Source organism: Streptomyces sp. NBC_01808, from assembly GCF_035917395.1.
Taxonomy (GTDB): domain Bacteria; phylum Actinomycetota; class Actinomycetes; order Streptomycetales; family Streptomycetaceae; genus Streptomyces.
The window spans coordinates 5,974,547-5,998,218 of the sequence record NZ_CP109072.1; the positions used below are offsets into that span (position 1 = coordinate 5,974,547).

15 protein-coding genes are annotated in these 23,672 nt (G+C 71.5%); 6 read left to right on the forward strand and 9 right to left on the reverse strand.

Features of this window, described 5'->3' with window-relative positions:
• Positions 1 to 372 precede the first annotated feature (372 nt).
• From OG946_RS26555 to OG946_RS26570, 4 genes are all read right to left on the reverse strand, one after another.
• On the reverse strand, positions 373 to 5,871 hold the full coding sequence (locus tag OG946_RS26555) for an ATP-binding protein (protein ID WP_326798510.1): 5,499 nt from the start codon (positions 5,869 to 5,871) through the stop codon (positions 373 to 375).
• Positions 5,872 to 5,986: 115 nt separating this feature from the next.
• Positions 5,987 to 7,459, reverse strand: a complete 1,473-nt coding sequence (locus tag OG946_RS26560) for a class I adenylate-forming enzyme family protein (RefSeq protein WP_326798511.1) — start codon at positions 7,457 to 7,459, stop codon at positions 5,987 to 5,989.
• A gap of 219 nt (positions 7,460 to 7,678) precedes the next feature.
• Positions 7,679 to 8,827, reverse strand: a complete 1,149-nt coding sequence (gene ispG, locus OG946_RS26565; protein ID WP_047020377.1) for a flavodoxin-dependent (E)-4-hydroxy-3-methylbut-2-enyl-diphosphate synthase — start codon at positions 8,825 to 8,827, stop codon at positions 7,679 to 7,681.
• Between the two features lie 95 nt (positions 8,828 to 8,922).
• Positions 8,923 to 10,953, reverse strand: coding sequence for a 4-hydroxy-3-methylbut-2-enyl diphosphate reductase (locus OG946_RS26570; RefSeq protein WP_326798512.1), 2,031 nt, complete (start codon positions 10,951 to 10,953; stop codon positions 8,923 to 8,925).
• A 462-nt stretch (positions 10,954 to 11,415) separates the two neighbouring features.
• Between OG946_RS26570 and OG946_RS26575 the strand changes: the two genes are divergently transcribed.
• Genes OG946_RS26575 through OG946_RS26585 form a run of 3 tightly spaced genes read left to right on the forward strand, consistent with a single transcriptional unit; the run spans position 11,416 to position 13,771 of the window.
• Complete coding sequence (locus OG946_RS26575) at positions 11,416 to 12,333, forward strand: aromatic prenyltransferase (protein WP_326798513.1); 918 nt, start codon at positions 11,416 to 11,418, stop codon at positions 12,331 to 12,333.
• 47 nt (positions 12,334 to 12,380) lie between these two features.
• Positions 12,381 to 13,604, forward strand: coding sequence for an IS701 family transposase (locus OG946_RS26580; RefSeq protein ID WP_326794931.1), 1,224 nt, complete (start codon positions 12,381 to 12,383; stop codon positions 13,602 to 13,604).
• A 29-nt stretch (positions 13,605 to 13,633) separates the two neighbouring features.
• Entirely contained in the window at positions 13,634 to 13,771 is a 138-nt protein-coding gene (locus OG946_RS26585; protein WP_326798514.1) for a hypothetical protein, read from the forward strand.
• Between the two features lie 73 nt (positions 13,772 to 13,844).
• On the opposite strand, the gene OG946_RS26590 is transcribed toward OG946_RS26585, so the two are convergent.
• From OG946_RS26590 to sigJ, 3 genes are all read right to left on the reverse strand, one after another.
• Positions 13,845 to 14,744, reverse strand: coding sequence for a sigma-70 family RNA polymerase sigma factor (locus tag OG946_RS26590; RefSeq protein ID WP_326798515.1), 900 nt, complete (start codon positions 14,742 to 14,744; stop codon positions 13,845 to 13,847).
• Between the two features lie 318 nt (positions 14,745 to 15,062).
• Entirely contained in the window at positions 15,063 to 16,595 is a 1,533-nt protein-coding gene (locus tag OG946_RS26595) for a methyltransferase domain-containing protein (protein ID WP_326798516.1), read from the reverse strand.
• A gap of 305 nt (positions 16,596 to 16,900) precedes the next feature.
• Complete coding sequence (sigJ, locus tag OG946_RS26600; protein ID WP_326798517.1) at positions 16,901 to 17,833, reverse strand: RNA polymerase sigma factor SigJ; 933 nt, start codon at positions 17,831 to 17,833, stop codon at positions 16,901 to 16,903.
• A 283-nt stretch (positions 17,834 to 18,116) separates the two neighbouring features.
• On the opposite strand from sigJ, the gene OG946_RS26605 reads away from it, so the two are divergent.
• Both OG946_RS26605 and OG946_RS26610 read left to right on the forward strand, forming a co-directional pair.
• Positions 18,117 to 19,289: a cytochrome P450 gene (locus OG946_RS26605; RefSeq protein ID WP_326798518.1), complete on the forward strand. Its 1,173-nt coding sequence runs from the start codon at positions 18,117 to 18,119 to the stop codon at positions 19,287 to 19,289.
• Between the two features lie 16 nt (positions 19,290 to 19,305).
• The gene (locus OG946_RS26610; RefSeq protein ID WP_326798519.1) at positions 19,306 to 20,118 is read left to right on the forward strand and encodes an LLM class F420-dependent oxidoreductase; all 813 of its coding nucleotides are present in this window, start codon (positions 19,306 to 19,308) and stop codon (positions 20,116 to 20,118) included.
• Between the two features lie 58 nt (positions 20,119 to 20,176).
• Here the strand turns inward: OG946_RS26610 and OG946_RS26615 are convergent, their stop codons facing one another.
• On the reverse strand, positions 20,177 to 20,947 hold the full coding sequence (locus OG946_RS26615) for a glucose 1-dehydrogenase (protein ID WP_326798520.1): 771 nt from the start codon (positions 20,945 to 20,947) through the stop codon (positions 20,177 to 20,179).
• 97 nt (positions 20,948 to 21,044) lie between these two features.
• Complete coding sequence (locus OG946_RS26620; protein WP_326798521.1) at positions 21,045 to 21,674, reverse strand: LUD domain-containing protein; 630 nt, start codon at positions 21,672 to 21,674, stop codon at positions 21,045 to 21,047.
• 465 nt (positions 21,675 to 22,139) lie between these two features.
• Between OG946_RS26620 and OG946_RS26625 the strand changes: the two genes are divergently transcribed.
• Positions 22,140 to 23,648: an FAD-dependent monooxygenase gene (locus OG946_RS26625; protein WP_326798522.1), complete on the forward strand. Its 1,509-nt coding sequence runs from the start codon at positions 22,140 to 22,142 to the stop codon at positions 23,646 to 23,648.
• The last annotated feature ends 24 nt before the right edge of the window (positions 23,649 to 23,672 follow it).

Sequence of the window (23,672 nt, forward strand, 5' to 3'; positions counted from 1 at the left end):
GTACTCGCGGAGCGCCGGCGGTATCACCCTCGGACGGCTTGGGGGTCACGAGCCCGCCGTGCGAAAAACAGTCTGCAAGACGACTGATTCACGTCAAGGGAAGGTCTGGTTCGTAGCTAGATCCTGTCAGTTTGGTGGGCTTCCCGGCCCGGGGTGCGAGAACGGGGTTCGCCCGGCAAGCGGCTCCCACCAGGGCGTCCGTCCCTCGTTACGGCACGTTCCGGAAGATGATGTTCGGGCGACGCGATCCGGTTGCCGAAAACGGTAAAACACCGGATGGGACGGTGGCTGACGTCCGTAAACGGGCGAACGAATATCCGGTTCTTGACGCCCCCGGTGTTTTGACAAACGGAAGTAAATCGTCTTGGCGGCTCACCCCTGCGCGCCTTCCTCGAGCCCGCGTTCCACGGCCGCGATGAGCTGCGGCCGCAGCTCATCGGGACGGATGATCGCGTCCACGGAACCCACCTGCCGCGCGCGCTGGATGGAGTGCACGCCGTCGAACTCCGCGGCGACCTCGCCCAGTTTCTCCGCGCGCACCGCCGCCCACACGCTCTCCAGCCGCCCGGCGAGCTGCGCCCGCTCCCTGCCCGAGGCCGCGGAGAGACGGGTCTCCAGGTCGGTCACCCGGGCGTCCGCGGCCGTACGGGCGTCCACGTCGGCGGCGAAGACCACCGCGGCCGCCGGCGCGCCGCCGAGGACCGAGGCGTACGAACCGTCCACCGCCAGCACCGTCATGCCCGGGTTCAGTGCCTTGGAGAACACCACGAACGCGCCGCCGTGGTAGCGCGAGATCACGCAGAACACGATCGGGCCGCGGAAGTTGACGATCGCCCGGCCGATCTCGGCGCCGTACTCCAACTGCAGCTCGCGCATCGACTCCGGCGAGCCGTCGAACCCGGACAGGTTCGCCAGCACCACCAGCGGCCGGTTCCCGCTCGCCGCGTTCACCGCCCGTGCGACCTTCTTCGACGACCGCGGGAACAGCGTGCCCGCGGTGTACGCGTCCGGCCCGTCGGTGGGCGGGAAGCCGCGCCGCTGCACCGACCGCGACTCGATGCCCACCAGGCACACAGGACGCCCGCCCAGGTGCACGTCCTGCACCACCGCGGTCTCCGCGTCGGCCATGTCGGCCCAGCGCTCCAGCACCGCGTGGTCCTGGTCGGTGACCGCGCGCATCACCGTGCGGATGTCGAACGGCTTCTTGCGGTCCGGGTTGGTCGCGGCGGAGAAGATCTCCCCGACCGTGGTGAAGTCGCTGCCCTCGGCGGGGTGCGGGAAGTCGCTCACGTCCCGGTCGACCGGGTCTGTGGTCCGCGCCCTGCGCGGGCCGGCCTCGCCGGGCAGCACGTAGCTGTGGTCGTAGTACGACAGCAGCACGTCCCGCGCGGCCTTCAGGTCGGGCGCCCAGTACTGCGCCTGCCCGTTCGGGCCCATCACCCGGTCGTAGCCGCCGATGCCGAAGTTGTCCTCCGCGGAGACGCCGCCGGAGAAGTCGAGCGATCTCTTGCCGGTCAGCACCATCGCCGAGTCCGGGGTCATCACGAGCACGCCCCGGGTGTGCATCAGCATCGTGGCCTCGGCGTTCCAGTACGGCTGCGCGCCGACGTTGACGCCCGCGACGACGACGTTGACCTCGCCGCCGTCCTGCGTGAAGTGCACGATGCGGCGCAGCGCGCGGGCGATCCAGTCCATGTTCTCGGTGCCCGAGTCCATCGCGATCCGGGCACCCGCGGACAGCGCGTACCACTCGACGGGCACCCGCAGCCTCTCCGCCAGGTCGAGCGCCGCGACCACCCGCGCGCACTCCGCCTCGGAGAGCGCGCCCAGCGCCTTCACCGGGTCGCCGAGGAGCACGACGCGCGTGACGCCCTCCGGGTAGCGCTCGGTCGGCGTGGTGGCCACGCCGGCCACGATGCCGGCCTTGTTCAGGCCCTTCGGCCGCTGTACGGGGGCCAGCGCGCCGGAGTCGTCGAGGTCGTGCTCGGTGAAGGTGCCGCCGGCGCCGGCGATCATGTCGAACAGTTCGTACGGGTAGACCGTGCCCCGGCGCCGCACCCGCAGCACCTTCTGGCCGTAGTCGTCGAGCGGCTGGAGCAGGTCGGCGGGCGGGTCCGTGACGCTGAGGCGGACGCCCGCGGCCACGTCGTACGAGACCCGCACCGCGGCCGGCACAAGACCACCGCGCCGGTCGCGCCGGCAGCCGAGGAGCAGCACCTCCTCCACGCCCAGGCCCCCGGTCGTCGGCAGGACGCGGCGGGCCACGTCGTTCAGCTCCGCGAGCGTCAGGTCGCTGGGCGGGCGGACGTTGATGAAGATGCGGTTGGTGTCCTGGCGTCTGCTCCCCGGCCGCCTGACCTGCTCCCTGCGGATCGCGTCCAGGCAGGCGCCGAGCGCCGCCTCGACCTCGGGCAGCGCGAGGATGCGGCCCTCCTCGTCCCGCAGCGGGGTCAGGTCGCGGACCTGGGCCATGGCGACCAGCCGCTCGTCCGCGGGGTTGCTCGGCGCGACGCAGCGCAACAGGTAGACGTCCTCGTTGACGGACGGCAGCCGGGTGAGGTCGAAGTTCCGCAGCCGGCGCAGCAGCAGCCGCTGGCCGATGAGCGGATGCATGCCGCGCATCAGCTTGTCCTCCTCCGGTCCTTCGGGGGAGGGCAGGAACGTGAAGTGCTGCGGCGCCGCGCCGTTGTGCCCGGCGACCGTCGTGGTGATCCGGTGCAGGCTGGCGGGCAGCGATCCCGACAGCGCCGCGCGCAGCCCGGCGGCCATGTCGTCGGTCTCCGGGGGCCGGCCGGTCCAGGTGAGGTAGAACTCGGCGACGACGGCGGTCGAGTCGGGCTCCGCGGCGGCCACTTCCGCCACGGTCGCGGCGGCGCCGGCCAGGTCGCCGAAGTCGGCGACGGTCACCAGCAGCCGGTGCGAGACGCCGTCGAGTTCGTAGCGGCCGGTGACGAACGGCCGGCCTGCGACCGTCTCGCAGCGCACGTCGGTCAGCCGGTGGTCGCGGTAGGCGCGGCGGACGAGGACCTCGAGCAGCGGGTCCGCCTCGGCGTCCGGGCGGGCGATGCGCTCGCCCAGCAGTTGGATGAGGGACTCGGGGCTGGCGACCATGTCGGCGATCCGCCGGTCGCGGTCGGGCGCGTCCGGGTGCGCGTCGAGGTGGTGCAGGTGGTCGCGTATCCGGTTGTAGACCGTGGCGCGGGTGTGGCGCAGCAGCGGCTGCGCGTACCAGCGGAACACCAGGCTCCGCGCGAGGCCGCCGACCAGCGGGAAGCGCAACTGCGTCGCCCGGATCAGGCGTTCCAGCGCCTGGCTCACCACCTGGCGCAGCCCGTCGGGCGGCGGCGCCTCGGTGAGCCACTGCTGCAGCAGCGCGGTGATCACCGCGACGTCGGCGGTGGCGGCCTGCCGGGCGAGGAAGATCCGGAAGACCGCTTCCTCCAGCGCGGGCGTACGGTCGAGACCCTCGACGCCGTAGTGGCCCAGCACGCGGGTCAGCCGGCCCTGGAACGTCTCGGAGAGCCCGGCGCGTTCGGCGTCGAGGCTCTGCAGGTACGTGTGGAAGAACTCGCGCGGGCTGCGCACCCAGGTCTCGGCCGCGGTCTCCTCGTGCTCCGGCTTGTTGCGGCTCAGCTCGGAGAGGTCGGCGAAGACCTCCAGCAGCCCGGCCTCCGCCGCCAGCGGGCGCTCCGGCAGCACGGCGCGCACCGCGAGGTAGCCGGCGAGGGCGTCGTCGGCCCCGGCCGGGTCGACGTCGAAGCCGAGGAGCCGGCTGCGCAGGTCCGCCAGGCCGCGCCCGGCCCGCTGCTCCGCGCTCTGCCCGGCGGCCTCCGCGGGCAGGTCCAGGTCGACGCCCGCGGCCACCGGCGCGGCGTCGACGTCGTCGAGCGGCTCCAGGCGCAGCAGCGGCGCACCGGTCTCGACGTGGCTGCCGACGGCGACCAGCGACTCCTTGAGCACCGCGCGGAACGGCGCGCGCAGCACCGTCTCCATCTTCATGCTCTCCAGTACGAGCACCGGGGCGCCCTCGTCGACCTCCTCCCCGGCGCCGAGCGGCGTCGCGACCACCAGCGCGGGGGCGGGGGATCGGACCACGCCGCCCTCGTCACGGCTGATCCGGTGCGTCACACCGTCGACCTCGACCAGGTGCACCGGCCCGTGCGCGCCGGTGACCAGCCGGAAGCGGTGGCCGTTGAGCCGGATCTGCCCGGTGTGCTCGTCGAACCGCTCCAGCACGGCGTCGACGGCCCGCACAGTGCCGTCGTCCGTATCCGTGCCGGAGCGGAAACCGACGCGGTAGCGGCCGGGGCCGGTCTCGGCCACCGTGAGCCGGTACCCGGCGCCGCGCAGCGTGAGGTCGACCGGGCGGCCGCCCTCGTGGTGCACCTGCGGGCGACCGCCGCGCGCGGTGCCCAGCAGCCGCTGCAACTCGGCCTGCTTCCCGTCCTCGTACGCCTCGATCGCCGCGGCGGCCAGCGCGACGCCGGAGTGCCGCGGCGACGCCAGCCCGCCCTCCGCCCGTACCCGGTCGATCCAGCCGGTGTCGGCGCCGGCGTCGATCACCGCGGGCTCGTCGAGCAGGTCGAGGATGAAGCTCTTGTTGGTGGTGCCGCCCTCGATGAGCACGGTGGTCTCGCGCATCGCGTGCCGCAGCCGGGACAGCGCCTCCGCGCGGTCCCGCCCGTACGCGATCACCTTGGCGATCATCGAGTCGAAGTCGGCGGGGATGGTGTCGCCCTGGCTGACGCCGGTGTCGACCCTGATGCCGGGACCCGCGGGCAGGTCGAGCAGCGCGATACGGCCCGGGGCGGGCGCGAAGTCGCGGTCGGGGTCCTCGGCGTTGAGCCGGGCCTCGACGGCGTGCCCCAGCTCGGCCGGCCGGCCGCCGGTCAGCCGGCCGCCCGCGGCCACGTGGAGCTGCGCCTTGACGAGGTCCATGCCGGTGGTGGCCTCGGTGACCGGATGCTCCACCTGCAGCCGGGTGTTGACCTCCAGGAAGGCGAACATGCCGTCCTTCGGCTGGTACAGGAACTCCACCGTGGCCGCGCCGCGGTAGCCCACCGCGAGCGCCAGCCGCTCCGCCGACTCCTTCAGCCGAGCCACCTGCTCGGCCGCCAGCACCGGCGACGACGACTCCTCGACGATCTTCTGGTTCCGGCGCTGCACGGAGCAGTCCCGTACGCCCAGCGCCCACACCCCGCCCCGGCCGTCGGCGATCACCTGGACCTCGACGTGCCGCGCGTCGACGAGCAGCCGCTCCAGGAACAACGCGCCGTTGCCGAAGGCACGTTCGGCCTCCTGGCTGGTCCGCTGGAACGCGTCGGTCAGCTCGCCCGGCTCGTGCACGGCCCGTACGCCCCGGCCGCCGCCGCCCGCGGTCGCCTTGAGCATCAGCGGATAGCCGATCCGCTCGGCCTGGCGCAGCGCCGTGTCCAGGTCCTCGACGGGGCCGCGGCTCCACGGCGCGACCGGGACGCCGACCTCCTCGGCGAGGAGCTTGGCGCTGATCTTGTCGCCCAGCTTCCGCATCGCCTCGGGGCCCGGACCGATGAAGGTCACGCCGAGCTTCCCGCACAGCTCGGCGAAGGCCGGGTCCTCGGCGACGAAGCCCCAGCCCACCCAGGCGGCGTCGGCGCCGGATCCGACCAGGGCGCGCTCCAGCACGGCGAGGTCGAGATAGGGGCGGTCCGCCGCCCTGCCCAGGTCGTAACTGAGGTCTGCGGCGCGCACGAACGTGGCCGTGGCGTCGGCGTCGGTGTGGAACGCCACGGTCTCGATCCGCGGCGCACCCGTGGCGTTGAGCTCGCCGACGGCCTTGATGAGCCGCATCGCGGCCTCGCCGCGGTTGATGATCGCCACACGGCTGAACACCGGTCAGACCTCCCAAGTTCACCTACAGTCGGCGGGCGCGCCGGCGGCTGTTCCGCCCGGCGCGCCCGCTGCGTGTCGGGTCGGGGCCGGATCCGGCCCCGAGCCACGGGGTTGTTCAGGGTTGTTCTTGGAGTTTGTCGTGGAGGATGCGGGTGAGTTCGACGCGGCGGGTTTTGAGGGTGGCGGTGCGTGGGAGTTGGGCGAGGGGGATGTGGACGGGGTCGGTGAGTTGGGGGTAGTCGCGGGTGGCTTGTTGCCAGCGGTGGGGGTCGACGGGTTCGTCGTTGCGGGTGCAGACGATGGGGACGGGTTTGTTCCCGGGGCCCTGGACGACGGCGAGTTCGACGAGTTCGTCGAGGCGGTCCAGGACGGCGTCTTCGATCTCCAGGCTGGAGCCGACGCCGGGGATGGTGTCGATCTCGCGGTCGAGCATGTGCAGGCAGCCCGCGCGGGTGCGGTAGCCGATGTCGCCGGTGCGCCACCAGCCCTGGTTGACGTTCTCGTCGTAGCGGTCCTGTTCGCCGTGGTAGGTCTTGGCGATGCCGTCCCAGCGGACCTCGATGAACCCGGGGTTGTCCGGGGTGACCTGACGGCCGTTCTGTGAGGTGACCCGCACTTTGGCGCTGCCGGGGAGGGCGAAGCCGACGCAGCGTCCGTCCATGTCGCGTGCGTGGCGCCGGTAGTAGGGCCTGCCGACCGCGGGTCCGACCTCACTTTGGCCGTAGATCTGGAAGAACTGGGGGGAGCGGCGGCGGGAGGCGTCCAGCAGGCGGCGGACGGTGCGGGGGTGGATGGCATCGAAGGTGGAGGAGAAGTACTTCACCGACGCGAACGGCCTCCTGGGGTCGTTCACGAGTCCTTCCCAGGCGAGGAAGCTGTTGGGCAGGGCTTCGATGAGGCCGGGGCGGTTCTTGAGGAAGAACGTGGCGACGGCTTCGGGGTCGTGGTTGTTGACCAGGAGCGTCGGCATGCCCTTGAACAGCACCAGTGCCATCGCGGCGAACAGGCGGGAGTGGACGAAGGGGATGCTGATCGCGACGGTCTCCCGCCGGGGCATCACCCCGAGCATGAACAACTGCGGCCGCAGCCGGGTGCGCATCGTGCGGGCGGTGTGGACCACCAGCTTCGGCAGGCCCGTCGTCCCGGACGTGTGCGTGATCATCGCCGGCTCGTCCAGAGCGGTGAACACCGCCGGCACCCCGGGCGAACCCTCCAGCCCGGCAAGCGAGTCGATCGTGATCACCGAAGCCGTCAGCTCATCGAGGTCCTCGCCGGACAGCAGGCCGAGTTTCGCGGCGTCGGTGAGCAGGTGGGGGCGGCCCAGGCGCTGCATCAACGCCGCCACCGTGGGGGCGTCGAGGGCCGGGGAGAGCATCACCGGTATCGCCCCGATCCGCGCGACCGCGGTGCCCAGGATCCAGGAATCGAAGTTCGGCCGCTTGTAGACGACCACATGCTCCCCCGCCCGCACCCCCGCCGCCGCCAGACGCGCGGCGAGGTCGGAGACGTGGTAAGCGAGTTCGCTGACCGTGATCCGCCGCCCCGCACCGGGCAGCACATCCAGATCGTGATCCAAAGTCAGCAGCATCGACCCGTGCCTGACCGCGGCACGCTGCGCAAGAACACCTATATACAAACCACGCTTGTGCACCGGACTCACGCTCACCAGGCCACCACCCCAACCAGCGCCGAAACTCCCGACTACGCCCACCCAGCATCCGCCATCCCACTTGGCCACCAATACACCAACGACTTGGCGCCCACTTGGCGATTCTTCAATTGCAATTCCACTGGGTGGGCGCAGGGGTCACGGAGTGATGACCTGAGGCGTACCGGCAGGCGTGTCTTCGTCCGCTTCCATTTCCTCGGCAATACGCATGGCTTCGTCGATGAGCGTTTCGACAATCTTGGATTCCGGCACCGTGGCCACGACCTTCCCCTTGACGAAGATCTGCCCCTTGCCGTTGCCCGACGCCACGCCGAGGTCGGCGTCACGGGCCTCGCCGGGACCGTTGACGACGCAGCCCATCACGGCGACGCGCAGCGGCACCTCCATGCCGTCGAGCCCGGCGGTCACCTCGTTGGCCAGCTTGTAGACGTCCACCTGCGCCCGGCCGCACGAGGGGCACGAGACGATCTCCAGCCGGCGCTCCTTGAGCCCGAGCGACTCCAGGATCGCCGCGCCGACCTTGACCTCCTCGGCCGGCGGCGCCGAGAGCGACACCCGGATCGTGTCGCCGATGCCCTCGGCCAGCAGGGCGCCGAAGGCCACCGCGGACTTCACCGTGCCCTGGAACTCGGGCCCGGCCTCGGTCACGCCGAGGTGCAGCGGGTAGTCGCAGGCCGCGGCCAGCTTGCGGTACGCGTTGATCATCACGACCGGGTCGTGGTGCTTCACGGAGATCTTGATGTCCCGGAAGCCGTGCTCCTCGAAGAGCGAGCACTCCCACAGCGCCGACTCCACCAGGGCGTCAGGCGTCGCGCTGCCGTACTTCTCCATGAGCCGCTTGTCCAGCGAGCCCGCGTTCACGCCGATCCGGATCGGCACCTGCGCGTCCGCGGCGGCCTTGGCGATCTCACCGACCTTGTCGTCGAACGCCTTGATGTTGCCCGGGTTCACGCGGACCGCGGCGCAGCCCGCGTCGATCGCCGCGAAGACGTACCGCGGCTGGAAGTGAATGTCGGCGATCACCGGGATCTGCGACTTGCGCGCGATCTCCGGCAGCGCGTCGGCGTCGTCGGCCGAGGGCACGGCGACCCGTACGATCTGGCAACCCGACGCCGTCAGCTCCGCGATCTGCTGGAGCGTCGCGTTCACGTCGGCCGTCACGGTCGTGCACATCGACTGCACGCTCACCGGCGCGTCGCCGCCGACGAGCACGGCTCGGTCGTCATGGCCCAGCCTGAGCTGCCGGCTCTTGCGCCGGGGAGACACCTGCTGGGGCACCTTGGGCATGCCGAGGTCCACCACGTCTGATCATCCTCTCGATTCTGTCGTGCTGGGCCGGCACCGGTGGCGGGCCCCTCGGGTTCGGTCTGGGGGGCGGTCGGTCAGCGGTCGCGGTACGCGACGTACTCCACCATCAGGTCCAGCCGCTCCCGCCAGCCGTCCGCCAGCGGCGCACCCTGGAGGGCCGTGCGGGCGGTCCCGACGAGCTGGTCGATGTGCTCCTCGACCTCCTGGCGTACGCCGGACGCGAGCATCGCGGCGCTGAGCGCCTCGGTGTCCCACGTGCGCCCCGCCACCAGCTCGGCCACCCGGGCGTCCTTGGTGGCGGCGAGGGCGAGCAGGAGGTTCATCTTGTGCTCGCTGACGTCCAGTCCCGCCGGCTTGCCGGTCGCCTCGGAGTCGCCGAAGGCGTCGAGCAGGTCGTCGCGGAGCTGGAACGCCTCGCCGGCGGCGACGCCGTACGCCGCGAACGTCTCCTGGAGGTCCTGCCGCCCGGCGAGGGACGCGCCGAGGGCGAGGGGGCGGTGGATGGTGTACCGGCCGGACTTGCAGACCGCGATCCAGCGGGCCAGGTCCGTGTCCGGCTTCGGCTCGGCGGCCAGCGCGATGTCGAGCTGCTGGCCCACGAGCATCTCGGTGCCCAGGTCCGTCCAGATCTCCATGGCCGGCCCCGTCAGCCCGGCGGCGAGCCGGGTGGCGTAGCCGTACGCCAGGGCGCCGGCCAGGATGCCGATCCCCTCGCCGTAGCGGCGGGGCTCGCCGGTCCAGCCCTTGTCCGCGTGGACGGCGGAGTGCTTGGCGTGCAGGGTCGGCGCGCCGCGGCGGGTGGACGCGTTGTCGAGGATGTCGTCGTGCAGGAGGGCGGAGGCGTGCAGCAGCTCCAGCGCCGCGGCGGCGCCGATGACCGCGTCCTCGGCGGCCGAGCCGTCGAGGGCACCACCGGCCGCCAGGTATCCGCTCACGCAGCACGTGGGCCGCAGCCGCTTGCCGCCGGCCGCGATCAGCTCCGCGATGCCCTCGATGGGCAGCGCCGCGCGCGGGTCGACCGCGCGCCAGCGGGCGATCTCGGCGCTCAGCAGCTCCTCGATGCGCGCGACGGCGCGGCCGACCAGCTCCTCGGTGGCGTCGTCCGAGGGGAGGCCCTTGCCGGCGCCGGCGCCGTCCTTCTTCGGCAGTTCGAGCCCCGACGGCGGCCGGAACACGACGGTCTCCTTGGCGGTGACCTCGGTCTCGACGTCGGCGTACCCGAGGGACGCGAGGCGCTCGATGACCTCCTCGACCAGCACCTCGGGCGCGCTCGCGCCGGAGCTGACGCCGACCGTGCTGACGCCCTCCAGCCAGGCGGGGTCGAGATGGTCCACGCTCGGCAGCAGCCGGGCCTCGGCGCCGGCGGCCTGCGCGACCTCCACCATCCGCACGGTGTTGCTGGAGTTGGCGGAACCGACGACGAGCACGAGTTCGCTGCGCCAGGCGATCGACTTCACCGCGGTCTGCCGGTTCTGGCTGGCGTAGCAGATGTCCTCGCTGCCCGCGCCCACGATCTCGGGGAACCGCTCGCGCAGCACGGACACGATCTCCTCGGTGTCGTCCACCGAGAGAGTGGTCTGGGTGAGGAACGCGGCGCGCGTGCCCTCAGGCAGCTCCAGGTTCCTGGCCGCCTCCGCGTCCTCCACGATGATCGTGCGGTCCGGGGCCTCCCCGTAAGTGCCCTCGATCTCCTCGTGGTCGGCGTGCCCGACCAGGAGCAGCGTCCGCTCGTCGCGGGCGAACCGGCGGGCCTCCTGGTGCACCTTGGAAACGAGGGGGCAGGTCGCATCGATGACCTGGAGGCTGCGCTGCGCCGCGTTGCTGCGCACCTCGGGGGAGACGCCGTGCGCGGAGAAGATGCACACCGCCCCGTCCGGCACCTCCGTCTCGGAGTCGACGAACCTGACGCCCCGCTCCTCCAGCCGGCGTACCACGTGCTCGTTGTGGACGATCTGCTTGCGTACGTACAGCGGTGCGCCGTGGATCTCGAGCGCACGCTCGACGATCTCAATGGCCCTGATCACACCCGCGCAGAAGCCGCGCGGCTCTGCGAGAATGAGCTTCTTGCCGCCCGATTGCTTCTTGTTATCCACCGCGGTAGCCATATGGAAAAGACTGCGGAACCGCGGCTGTGAGCGTCAAGGATCATCGCGGGGCAACATATTGTCACCGGTATGCCAGGGCGCGTCCCGCCTGGTCAGCAGGGGTCCGAGTCCCTACTGCGGGGCGGCAGAGGGGCAACCGATTAAAGCACGGAAAGTGCCGGGAGAGTGCTGGCACGGGGTGCCTGTGAGCGGCTTGGCCCGGACTGTGCCGCGAGTTGGCACCGGCTTGTCGGCGTACCCGGCAATGCGTTGCCGCAGCCAGCTTCCCGATTCACCCGCGCCGGGGCCCCGGCCGCCCCGGCCGCTGCGCCCGGTAGCCAGGGTTCCGCCAAGTCGGCGCCAACCGGTTCCACAGTCAGGGCCAAGCCGGGTGACGGACCCTGGGCAGGCTGAGCTGATAGCTGCTCCATACATCTGACCTGATTTCGGCCCGTCGACCCCCATCGACTTGCGGAGGATTCCATGTCCGGTGCTGCTGACGTCGAGCGTGTCTATTCAGCCATGGAGGAGGCGGCCCGCCTCCTCGATATCACCGTCTCCCGGGAAAAGGTCAGACCCGCTCTGGAGGCGTACCACGAGGTGCTCGCGGACGCCGTGGTGGTGTTCTCCATGGCGAGCGGACGGTACGCGACCGAGCTCGACTTCAGCATCTCGGTGCCGGCGGAGGCCGGCGACCCGTACCGCGTCGCGTTAGCCAAGGGGTTGACCCCCCGCACCGACCACCCCGTCGGCAGGCTGCTCGCCGACACCCAGGAGCACTGTCCCGTCAGCATGTTCGCCTTCGACGGCGAGATCACCGGCGGGTTCAAGAAGACGTACGCCTTCTTCCCCACGAACGATCTGCAGAGCGCGTCGAAGCTGGCCGAGATCCCCTCCATGCCGGACAGCGTGAAGGAGAACGCCGACCTGTTCGCGCGGTACGGCCTCGACAAGGTGCAGATGACGTCGATCGACTACAACAAGAAGGCGGTCAACCTGTACTTCAGCGAGATGTCCCCCGACATCCTCGGGCCCGAGGCCGTCCGGTCGATGATCCGCGACATGGGGCTGAAGGAGACCGGTGAGGTGGGGCTGACGTTCGCGCGCCGCTCGTTCTCCGTCTACCCCACGCTGAACTGGGAGAGCGGGAGGATCGAACGGCTCTGCTTCGCCGTGATCAGCAGGGACCCCACGCTGGCGCCGGCCGAGCGGGACGAGGACCTGGCGAAGTTCTCGAAGTACGCGAACAACGCGCCGTACGCGTACGCGGGCGAGGCGCGCACCCTCGTCTACGGCCTCACGCTCACGCCCCGCGAGGAGTACTACAAGCTCGGCTCGTACTACCAGATCAGCGACATCCAGCGGAAGCTGCTCAAGGCGTTCGACTCGCTCAACGACTAGTACTACAGGGCTAGATCTTGATCATGGGGTTGGGAGAGACTTCGTCCATGGCAGCGACGCAAGCCCGTGATCAAGATCTCCCGCAAGGCGCGGTAACCCGTGCTGAATTAGCCGTGTGGAAGCGCGAGTTCACTGCGCTGCGCGAGCGGATCAGTCCGCTGTTCTACCGCCCTGAATCCCGCGAGCACGCCCACCAGTACCTGCGTGGGCTCCTTTCGCCGCTCCAGCGGAAGAACGGCTGGACCATTGCCGAGTTCGCTGGCGCCAAGGAACCCAAGGCGCTCCAGCGGTTCTTGAATCTCACCCCCTGGAGCGCGGACCTGCTGCGGGACCTGACCCGCGACTACGCCATGGAACATTTCGCGGACCCCCGGGGCGTGCTCATCGCCGATCCCACCGGATTCGCCAAGAAAGGGAGGAAGTCGGCCGGGGTCCAGCGCCAGTACTCCGGCTCCCTCGGGCGTATCGATAACTGCCAGATCGGGACATTCCTGGCCTACGCAAACCGCAGCGGCGACCGCGTCCTGATCGATCGGGAGCTGTATTTGCCGCAGGAGTCCTGGTGCGCTGACTTCGAGCGCCGCCGCGAGGCGGGAATCGATGACGAGGTGGTCTTCCGTACCCGTCCGCAGCAGGTCCAGGCCATGATCGAGCGCGCGGTGGCGGCTGGGGTGCCGTTCTCGTGGTTCACGGCGGACGAGGAGTTCGGTCAGAACCGCGGGCTGCGCAGATTCCTGGAAGAAGGCGGCACCGCGTACTGCATGGCCGTTCCGAAGTCCACCGACATCAACACCGGGGGCGTCACCACCAACCCTGATTGCCCGACCCGCTTGGACGTCCTGGCGGCCGGCTTGCGGCCGGGGGACTTCACGCGCCGCGCCTGCGGTATCGGCGCGAAGGGGTTTCGGACCTACGACTGGGCCGTGATCGCCGGGCGCGAGAGACACCTGTATGTGATCCGGCGCAACATCGACAACGGAGAGATCTCCTACTTCCACTGCCACAACCCGCGCCAGGAATCGCTGTCGGAATTGGTCGCGGTCATCGGACTGCGCTGGCCGGTCGAGGAGTGCTTTGAGGCCGCGAAACAGCAGGCCGGGCTGGACAACTACCAGGTGCGCAAGTACGACGCCTGGTATCGCCACATCACCATGTCCATGCTGGCGTTGGCATTCTTGGCGGCGATGGCGCGGGTCGCGAAAAAAAGGGCTCCGCAAGACCGGACGAGCCCAGGAGGCCACGAGTGCACGCACGCCGACTCGCAGCCTTGACCATCGCCGAGGTTCGACGGTTGTTCAACTTGATCGGTTCCGCGCGCACCCTCGTCTACGGCCTCACGCTCACGCCCCGCGAGGAGTACTACAAGCTCGGCTCGTACTACCAGATCAGCGACATCCAGCGGAAGCTGCTCAAGGCGTTCGACTCGCTCAACGACTAGGCCGCTCGGCAGGAAGGGCCGGTGCTCCCGTCGCGGGAACACCGGCCCTTCCGCCGTCCGTACGGGACGCGCGCTAGAGCGCGAGCGCGATGTCGACGTCCGTCAGCTCGGCCTGGATGCCGATGGCGGTGATCCGCCCGTCGTCGACGGTGAAGCGGAACGCGAGTTGCGGCCGGCCGCCCTTCGCCCAGACCAGCCCGGCCGTCCCGTCGATGAGCGCCGGCACCGGCGCCCAGGCGCGGCCGGCGAAGACGCGGGTGACGGCGTCGGCCCCGCGCAGCTCGGCGTCGACGCCCATCTGCACGGCGGTCGCGTCGGAGCGCAGCACGATGTCCGGGTCCAGCATCGACAGCAGCGCCTCGAAGTTGCCCTCGCGGGAGGCGGCGAGGAAGGCGTTGGCCAGATCGGACTTGCCCGTCTTGGGGGTGTCCGCGCTCTCGTCGTACACGCCGACGGCCGCGGTCCTGGCCAGCGGTGCGGCCCGCTGCACGCGGCGGCGGGCGCGGCTGGCCAGTTGGCGGGCCGCGGCGGGGGAGCGGTCGACGATGGTCGCTATCTCCTCGAAGGGGACGGCGAACATGTCGTGCAGCACGAACGCCAGCCGCTCGGCGGGCGTGAGGGTGTCGAGCACCACCAGCAGCGCGACGCCGACGGAGTCGGCGAGGACCGCCTCCTCCTCCGGGTCGTCCGGCGCGGCCTCGCCGTGCGGCTCGCCGGCCTCGGTGGTGTCCACCAGGTCCTCGGGGCGTGACTTGCGGGACTGGAGCATGTTCAGCGAGACCCGGGCGACGATCGTCGTCAGCCAGCCGCTGAGGTTCTCCACCTCGTCGGTGCGCGAGCGGCTCAGCCGGATCCACGCCTCCTGGACCGCGTCGTCTGCTTCGGCGGCAGAGCCGAGCATCCGGTACGAGAGCGCGCGCAAACGGGGGCGATCACTTTCGAACCGCTCGGCCAGCCAGTCGTGATCACTCATCTGGTCAAGTCCTCTCACCGGCGCCTGCCAAGTTGATGACCGGCGGGATCCCGCCGATGTGACGAGCCGGGAACCGCCACCGGCCCGGTGCCGTACCACGTCGCCGCCTCCCGTCCGTGCCGGTCGCGGCTGTCGGTGACAACAGCCGGCAACGAGCTTACTCCGTAGGGCGACGGCCGTGACCTGCGCCTCCGCTCCGGCAGGCGGATGCCCGCCCGGTACGTACCGGACGTGCACCCCCGCGCCGGAGCGCCGGCCCTCGTCCCCGCGGCCGTGGACGGCTCGCGCGGTGCCGGGGACGAGGGCCGGCGGCGCCGGTTACGCGCGTTCCGCGGTGAAGAAGACGAACGTGCCGGGACCCCACTCCTCGCGGATCCGCAGCCCGGCGTCCGCCAGCAACTGCTTGAGCGCGTCCGGGTCGAACGGGCGCGGCCCGACCCGGTATTCGGCGGGGGTGTGGGCGGCGACGAAGTGGCGGTAGACGGGATCGTCCGAGTTCCGGAACGTCATCACCGTGAACGTGCCGCCGGGCCGCAGGCACCGCCCGACCTCGGCGACGGCCGCCGGCGGGTCGGGGAACGCCTGGAGCGCGTTCCAGCACAGCACCGCGCCCAGGCTCGCGTCCTTGAAGGGCAGCGGCGCGGCGCCGGACCTGATCGCCGGGACCCCGGCCAGCCGGGCGCGCAGCATCGAGAGCATCGGGCCGGTCGCGTCGAGCGCGAGGACGCGCTCCGCGCCGACGGTGTCCGCGAGGACGCCGGTCCAGCGGCCCGCGCCGCAGCCGAGGTCGAGCACCGGGCCCTCGACCGGGCGGACGTGCCGGGCCAGGTAGTCGTCCTCGATGCCGGTGGTCACCGCGTCGTCCCAGTTGCTGCCGCACAGCCGCAGGAAGTTGGGGCGGGCGATCCGCTCGTAGAAGAGGGTCATGCCCGGCGTCTCGGCGACCATGAAGTCGAAGTCGTCGGCCTCGTCCCCGGCCATGGTCTTGGTGAGGTCCAGGATGCCGGCCGAGATCGGGTACGCCGTGTCGCACTGCGTGCACCGCGCCCGGCGCTCGGCGACCTCGAAGGCGCCGCCGCAGGCAGGGCAGCGCAGCGCGGGCTCGTGCGCGTCGAAGAGGTTCACGGCCGGCTCGCCCGCACGGGCGATCTTCTCGTCCGGCGGGAAGTCGATCTCCGCGGGGACGGCGGGGGAGGTCCAGTTGCGCACCGCCCAGTACGCCTTGGCGCCGAGGCCGGCGAAGGCCGTCCCGGTGTCGGCGCGCCAGCCGCGTACGACCTCCTCCGGGGACATCGCCTCGATCCAGCGCTTGTCGAAGTCGCCCTCCGCGCCGTACCGCTGCCAGGCGGCCGGGGAGGGGAACACCCGGCCGAGAACGGGGTGTTCGGGGTCCAGCGTGGCCAGCGCCCGGTCGAGCCGGGAGTAGTCGTCCTCGTGCAGGCCGGCCTGCCGGGCCGCGGCGAGCACGCGCTCACGGGCCGCGGGGAAGTGCGCCAGCAGATAGCACAGCGCCAGGAAGAGCGGGTCGCCCTGGTCGAGGCCGCCCGCCAGGTCGGCGTAGGCGTCGAGGCCGGTGCCGACCGCGGTGGCGAGGGGGCCGTCCGTCGCCGGATACTCGGTCTCGACGAGGAGACCGAGCAGCACCGCCGCGTAGCCGCGTCTCCGGTCGTCCAGCGTCTCGAAACGGCCGGCGAGTTCCTGCGCGGCCGGCAGGGCGAGGTCGGTGGCGGCACCGTCCCCCCACAGCGCGCCCGTCAACTGCCGGAACTCCGCGTCGAGACGGTCGTCTGGTGCGTCCACGAAGGCGCTGACGAGTTGGTGCACCTTCGCCGGGGCGGCGGAAGCGCTCATGTGCGATCCTTTCGCGATAGGCAGGCGGGGCTGCGTAAGGCGGTATTGGCGCGCGCCGGATGCAGGACTCTGCCGCGGGCGGTCGGAATGTCAGCCGCTGAGCGGGTCATCCGCGGAACACGGTTTCGCAGGAATGCTGCAGCCAAGGAATCATGCCCCCAGCTTAGTTGCCGGCTGCTTCCCCCGGCTCTCTCCCGGCGCGATCATCTTATGGGGGAAGCCCGCTTCCTACCCGGGGACGGATCGGGCGATCCGGAGGGGGCAACATATTGCTACTCCGCGCGGACAACGTGCCGGTGGCGGACTCAGCCGGTGGTCCAGGCGCGGAGTTTCTCGGGGTTGAGCACAGCCCAGATCCGGGTGATGCGGTCCCGGTCGATGTCGAAGGCCAGAACCGCGACGGTCTCGCCGTTCCGCTGACTGACCAGACCCGGCTGGCCGTTGACCGTACGCTCCAGGATCGTCAGCGGGGCCCGGGCCGCCAGGTCGGCGCAGGCGATGGCGATCTCCTTGCCGCCGGTGACCGGATGGGCGACCGCGGCGGCCAGCCCGCCGCCGTCGGCGGTCACGGTGGCGTTCGGATCCAGCAGCCCGATCAGGCCGTCGATGTCCTGGGCCTCCCAGACCTGCCGGAACTCCCGGACGATGCCGGCCTTCCTGACCGGCGCGGTCGCGGGGGTACGGGTCGGCCGGATCCGGCGCCGGGCGGAGGAGGCCAACTGCCGGCATGCTCCCGGCGACCGGCCGACGATCTCGGCCACTTCCGCGAAGGAGTACCGGAACACGTCGTGCAGCACGAAGGCCACCCGCTCGGCCGGCGTCATCGACTCCAGCATGACCAAGAACGCCATGCTCACCGACTCGTCCAGGGTGATCCGGTCGGCCGGGTCCATAGGGCTGCCGCCGCCGCGGGCGGTGGTCCACTCGGTGTGCTCCGGCAGCGGCTCGGGAATCCACTGCCCGACGTACGTCTCCCGCCGCACCCGCGCCGAGTTCAGCAGGTTCAGGCAGATCCGGCTGGTCACCGTCGTCAGCCAGGCGCCGGGGGACTCGATGGCCTCCTGCTCGGCCCGCGGCATCGCGTACCAGCGGGCGTACGTCTCCTGCACCGCGTCCTCGGCGTCCGAGAGCGAACCCAGCAGCCGGTAGGCCAGATTGATCATCTGGCGCCGCTCGCCCATGATCACACCCAGGCTCGGATCCGGTGCCGCGAACCCCGGCCCCGACTCGGTGGTCATCGCGCCACCAGCCTCCTCCACGCAACCGCCCTCGGCATCTCGTCAAGGTAACCCACCCGCACACCGGGTCAGCGCCACGCCTCACATTCGGCCAGCGTGCCTTGTCGTACAGATGAGACGCACATATCCACGTGCGAGCAGGGCGCCTTCGAGCCGCGTTCCCTCCCCCCGCCCGATGAGCCGGCCGGCCCCTGCTCGTTCGCGTTCCGGCCGGCGGAATCCGGTCGACTCGGCGCAGGGACCCATGAACCGATCACCACGGTGGAGGCGATGGAGTATGGCAGTGGAGTACAGCCCCTACGACGAGCAGCTCAACGTCGATCCTTATCCGCTGTACGCGCAGCTTCGCGAAGAGGCGCCCGTTTACCACAACGAGGAGCTGGACATCTGGGCGCTGTCGCGGCACGCGGACGTCGACGCCGCGCTGCGCGACTCGGCGGGCTTCTCCAGTGCCAACGGCCCGCTGCTCGACTCGGCCATCTGGGGACCCGACGCGCACAAGGTGATGTCGTTCAACGCCATGGACCCGCCCGACCACACCAGGACCCGGGCCCTGGTGTCCGGGGTGTTCAGCCCCCGGCACATGAACGGTCTTGAGGAGCGGATCCGCGACATCGTGCGCGCCCACCTCGACCCGGCGCTGGAGCGCGAGTCGTTCGACTTCGTCGCCGATATCGCCGCCACCGTCCCGATGGACGTGATCTCGGAGCTGATCGGCGTCCCGCACGAGGACAGGGCGGAGGCGCGCCGCCTCATCCACCTCGCCTTCCACCGCCCGCCCGGCGCCCGCGACCTCACGCCCGAGAACGCCCAGGCGATGGGCGAGTTGGCCGGTTACTACCTGCGCTGGGTCGGCGAACGGCGCCGCGACCCCGGCACGGACCTGCTGACCTCGCTGGGCCAGGCCCGGCCCGACGGCGCGCCCCTGACGGACGAGCAGATCGTCGCCGTGCTGGGGCTGCTGGTCACGGCGGGGTACGAGACGAGCCTGCGGATGCTGGGCAACGCCTGGTACTGGGCGTGGCGCAACCCGGACCAGCGCGCCCGCGCCTTCGACGGCGGGATCACCGAGTGGGTCGAGGAGACGCTGCGCTACGACACGCCCGTCCAGTACATGGTCCGTACCCTCACCGAGGACCGCACCCTGCACGGCGTGCCCATGCCCGCGGGCGCGCGCGTCCTGTGCCTGATCGCCGCCGCCAACCGCGACCCCGAGGTGTTCCCCGACGCCGAGCGCTTCGACCTCGGCCGCGACACCCACCGCGTGATCAGCTTCGGCGGCGGCCCGCACTACTGCCTCGGCGCCCCGCTGGCCCGGCTGGAGGCGCGCGTCGTGCTGGCGGAACTGGCGCGCCGCATCAGCGCGTACGAGATCGACGCGGACCGTGCCGTCCGCGTCTACACCACCAACATCCGGGGCTTCTCCTCGCTGCCCACCACCATCAAGCTCCGCTGACGGCTGAGGATCGCGTATGAAGTTCGGCATATCGACGTTCGTGACCGACAAGGGCATCGACCCCGCCGCGCTCGCCGTGGCGGTGGAGGAGCGCGGGTTCGACTCGCTGTTCGTGACCGAGCACAGCCACATCCCGGCCAGCCGGGAGACGCCCTTCCCCGGCGGTGGCGAACTGCCCCAGGTCTACTACCGCACCTTCGACCCGATCGTGACGCTCACCGCCGCCGCCGTCGTCACCGAGCGGCTGCAGCTCGGCACCGGCATCGCGCTGATCCCGCAGCGCGACCCGATCCTCCTCGCCAAGGAGATGGCCTCGCTCGACCGGATCTCCGACGGCCGCGCCGTCCTCGGCATCGGCGCCGGCTGGAACCGCGAGGAGATGCGCGACCACGGCACGGACCCGCGTACCCGGTTCGCGCTGATGCGCGAGCGGGTGCTGGCGATGAAGGAGCTGTGGACCCACGAACTGGCCGAGTTCCACGGCGAGTACGTCGACTTCCCGCCGGCGTACTGCTGGCCGAAGCCGGCGCACCCGATCCCGGTGCTCGTCGGCGGCTGGGCGCCGGGGACGTTCGACCGGATCATCGAGTACGGCGACGGCTGGTTCCCGTTCGGCGCGAGCCCTCCGGCGCTCGTCCCCGCCGTCGCCGAGCTGCGCGAGCGCGCCGGGCGGCGGGTGCCGGTCGTCGTGCACGCGGCCCCGCCCGAGCCGAAGGCCGTCGCGGACCTGACGGAGGCGGGCGTGGACGAGATCACCTTCAACCTGCGGTCCGCGCCGCGCGACGAGACCCTGCGCCAGCTCGACCGGATGGCCGAGCTGCTGGGCTGACCGCCCGCGCCCCCCGCCCCCCGCCCCCCGGCCCGCGGGCCGGGGGGGAAGCGGTGGCTCAGGGGGAGGGGTCGGGGGCGTGCTTCATCAGGGCGGTCTCGCCGGCCGACCAGCCGCCGTCCACGGCGATGTCCGCGCCCGTCATGTACGAGGCCGCGTCGGAGACCAGGAAGGCCACCGCCTCGCCGATCTCCTCCGGCGTGCCGAGCCGGTTCAGCGGGGCGAAGGGGAAGTTGCCCTCGCCGGGCTGGGCGCCGTTGGCGGCGGTCATCGGGGTGTAGACGAGGCCGGGATGGACGGAGTTCACCCGTATCCGGTAGCGGCCCAGCTCCACCGCCGCCGTCTTCGTCAGGCCGCGGGCGCCCCACTTGGACGCCCCGTACCCCGCGGTCATGGGGTGCCCGTTCAGGCCCGTGGCGGAGCCGACGTTGACGATCGAGCCGCCGCCGGCCGCGCGCATCGCCGGGACGACCGTCTTCACGCCGAGGAAGACCCCGGTGAGGTTGACCTTCACGACCTGTTCGAACTTCTCCAGGCTCTCGTCCTCGATCAGCGACCAGGAGTCGACCCCGGCGTTGTTGACCAGGCCGTCCAGCCTGCCGTAGCGCCCGACGACCGCGTCCACCACGGCCTTCCAGTCGTCCTCGACGGTCACGTCGTGGCGGAGGAACATCCCGCCGGCCTCGGCGGCGGTCTTCTCGCCCTGCTCACTGCCCCGCCCGGTCACCACCACCGCGGCCCCGTCCCGGGCCAGGCGGGCGACGACCGCCCGGCCCAGCCCGCCGGCGCCGCCCGTCACGATCACTACCTTGTCCTGCAAGCCAGACACGGTCGTTCCTCCTGGTGTTCCTGCGGTGGACGGAGCCGGCCGGGGCCGGCGCGGTGCCGGGCGCGCGGCCCCGCGGCCGTCCCGGCTCCCGGCGGGGTCAGAACCCGATGGCCTCGCGGAGCAGCAGGACGGTGCCGCGCCCGGGGTAGTAGTTCGGGTTGAAGGCGTGGAGGATGAGGACGCGGTTGAGGGCGCTGCCCACGCCGTACGCCTTCTGGGCCCGCTCGTCCTCCAGCTTGGTGCAGTGGGTTTCGAGGCGGCGCATCCCGGTCTCCAGATCGGGCACCACCTTCTGCGCCCCGACGACCCAGATGGCGTGGTCGGCGCCGCCGGTGTAGCCGGTGAGCTGGCTTCCGCTGGCCGAGCCGATCACGAGGGAGCCGGTCTCGGTGACCGCGTGGACGCTGCCGACGATGACGTCGTGGTGGCCGAGCAGCCGCCGGATGTCAGTTCGCTGGGCGGCACGGTCCATGGCCAGGCTCTGCGTCCTGACGGACTCGTACCGCTCGCTGTTGAGATCCTTGTCGATGCCGGACAGGCGCAGCGTCTCGCTGGCCCCGGTGAACACGGTGGCGCCCTCGGGAACCAGCTCTTTGACGCGGGCACGCGCGGCCGCGGCGTCGTCGAGGATCTCGGCCTCGAAGCCGTTGCCCTTCAGTGCGGAGGCCACTTTCTCCAGGCGCTCCGCGGGCGCCGGCTCGGTGAACGACGGTGCCGGGGTCGTCATGGTTTCTCCTGGTTGGTCGGGTGTGCGGATCTGAGTGAGCAGGCGGTGCCGTCCGGGCGCGATCGCGGGGGGACGGAGAAGCGGGTCGTGGTGGTTCCCGGGCCGCCTGCTCGCCGGATGACGTGTTCGTCGTCTCCCTCTGTACGACAAGACACCCCGCCGGAATGTGACGCGGGTACCCCGCCGGGGTGACCACAGGGCCTGGAGGAGCGCGGCGGTCCACCGGAATCCGAGCCCCTCGGAGACGAGGAGGACGAGGTCGCCGCTGCGGGCCGGCGCGGGTCTCCGCCTTTCGGCCAGAGGCCGCGTATCCGTGGATACGTGCAGGTCATGGTGGCTTCTCCGATTCCGTACGACCGTCCCCGCCGTCCGCTTGGCGATGTCTTGGCAGCCGCTTGGCGGTCGATTGGCGGCCGTAAAGGTCGCCTTGACGGTGTCCACGGCGGGTGCTTAGCGTCGGATGCCATGACGGGATTACGGGAATCGGGGCAATTGCTGCCTGACCAGGTGCAAGTGCTCGTGGTGGGCGCCGGTCCTGCCGGCATGGTGGCCGGTATCACCCTCGCCGGCTACGGCGTCGACGTCCTGCTCGTCGAGAAGCGCCCGGAGGCGTCCGAGCTGTCGCGGGCCATGCTCATCAGCACCAGGACCATGGAGCTGATGCGCCGTTGGGGCCTGGAGGCGGCGGTACGCGCCAAGGCGAGCGATGTCGAGGCGTACCAGTACGTCACCGAGACCCTGGCCGCCGGCACCGGCACCGGCACCGAGATGCCGATGGCCATCCCGACCCGGCCCGAGGCGGCCCTGGTCAGCCCCACCCGGCCGGCGTGGGCGCCGCAGGACGACCTGGAGCCCGTGCTCCTGGCCCACCTGCGCACGCTGCCGGCCGCGCAGGTGCGGCTCGGCTGCGAACTCACCGCCCTCTTCCAGGACGACGACGGCATCCGGGCCACGCTCCTGGACCGGGCGACCGAGACCAGCCACGTGGTCGAGGCGCGCTACGTGATCGGCGGCGACGGCCCGTACAGCACGGTGCGCGAGCAACTCGGCATCGCCATGGAGGGCCTGGACCACCTGGGCGGCTACGAGTCGGTCCAGTTCCGGGCGGAGCTCGACGGCGTCATCGGGGACCCGGACCGCAAGCCCGCCGTCTACATGATCACCCGGCCGGACGCGGCCGGCTTCCTCAGCCGCCGCGGCCAGGGGGACCGGTGGAGCTTCGCGCGCGGCCGCGCCCCTGGTCAGCCGGGTCTTGCCGACCTCGACGACGCCGGGCTGGCCGCGCTGCTGGCGCGCGCGGCGGGCGTCGACACGCTCCGGCCGCGGATCGAGCGGTTCAGCAGCTTCGCGCTCGCCGCCATGCTCGCCGAGCGGTACCGGGAGCGCCGCGGCTTCGTCATCGGCGACGCCGCCCACCGGATGACGCCCCGCGGCGGCACCGGCATGAACACCGCGATCCAGGACGCCTTCGACCTCGGCTGGAAGCTCGCCTGGACGCTCCGGGGCTGGGCACAGGACGACCTGCTCGACACCTACGAGACCGAGCGCCGCCCGGTCGGCAGGCACAACGTCGACTTCTCCGCCGCCCCGCCCACCGAGCCCGCCACCGCCGCGGAGACCCTGCCGTGGGACCTCAACGGACGGCTGGCGCACCACTGGCTGCGGCCCGCGGAAGGCACGCGGGACGAGCCGGTCTCCACCGTCGACCTGATCGGCGACGGGCTCACCCTGCTCACCGGTCCTGAGGGGAAGCGCTGGACCGGGGCCGGCGCCGTGGACACCGGGCCCGTGCCGCTCGCGGTGCACACCCTCGACCTGGCCACCGCCGACGCCCTCGGGCTGCCGCCCGCGGGAGCGATGCTCGTACGCCCCGACTGCCGCGAGATCCAGCGGTGGCAGGAGTACGAGGAGGCCGCCGCGCCCCGGGTGGGGTCCCTGACCCCGGCCGCGCACGCGCTCCTCGCCGCCGACTGAGCGCACGGCCGGAACCGCCGCGGG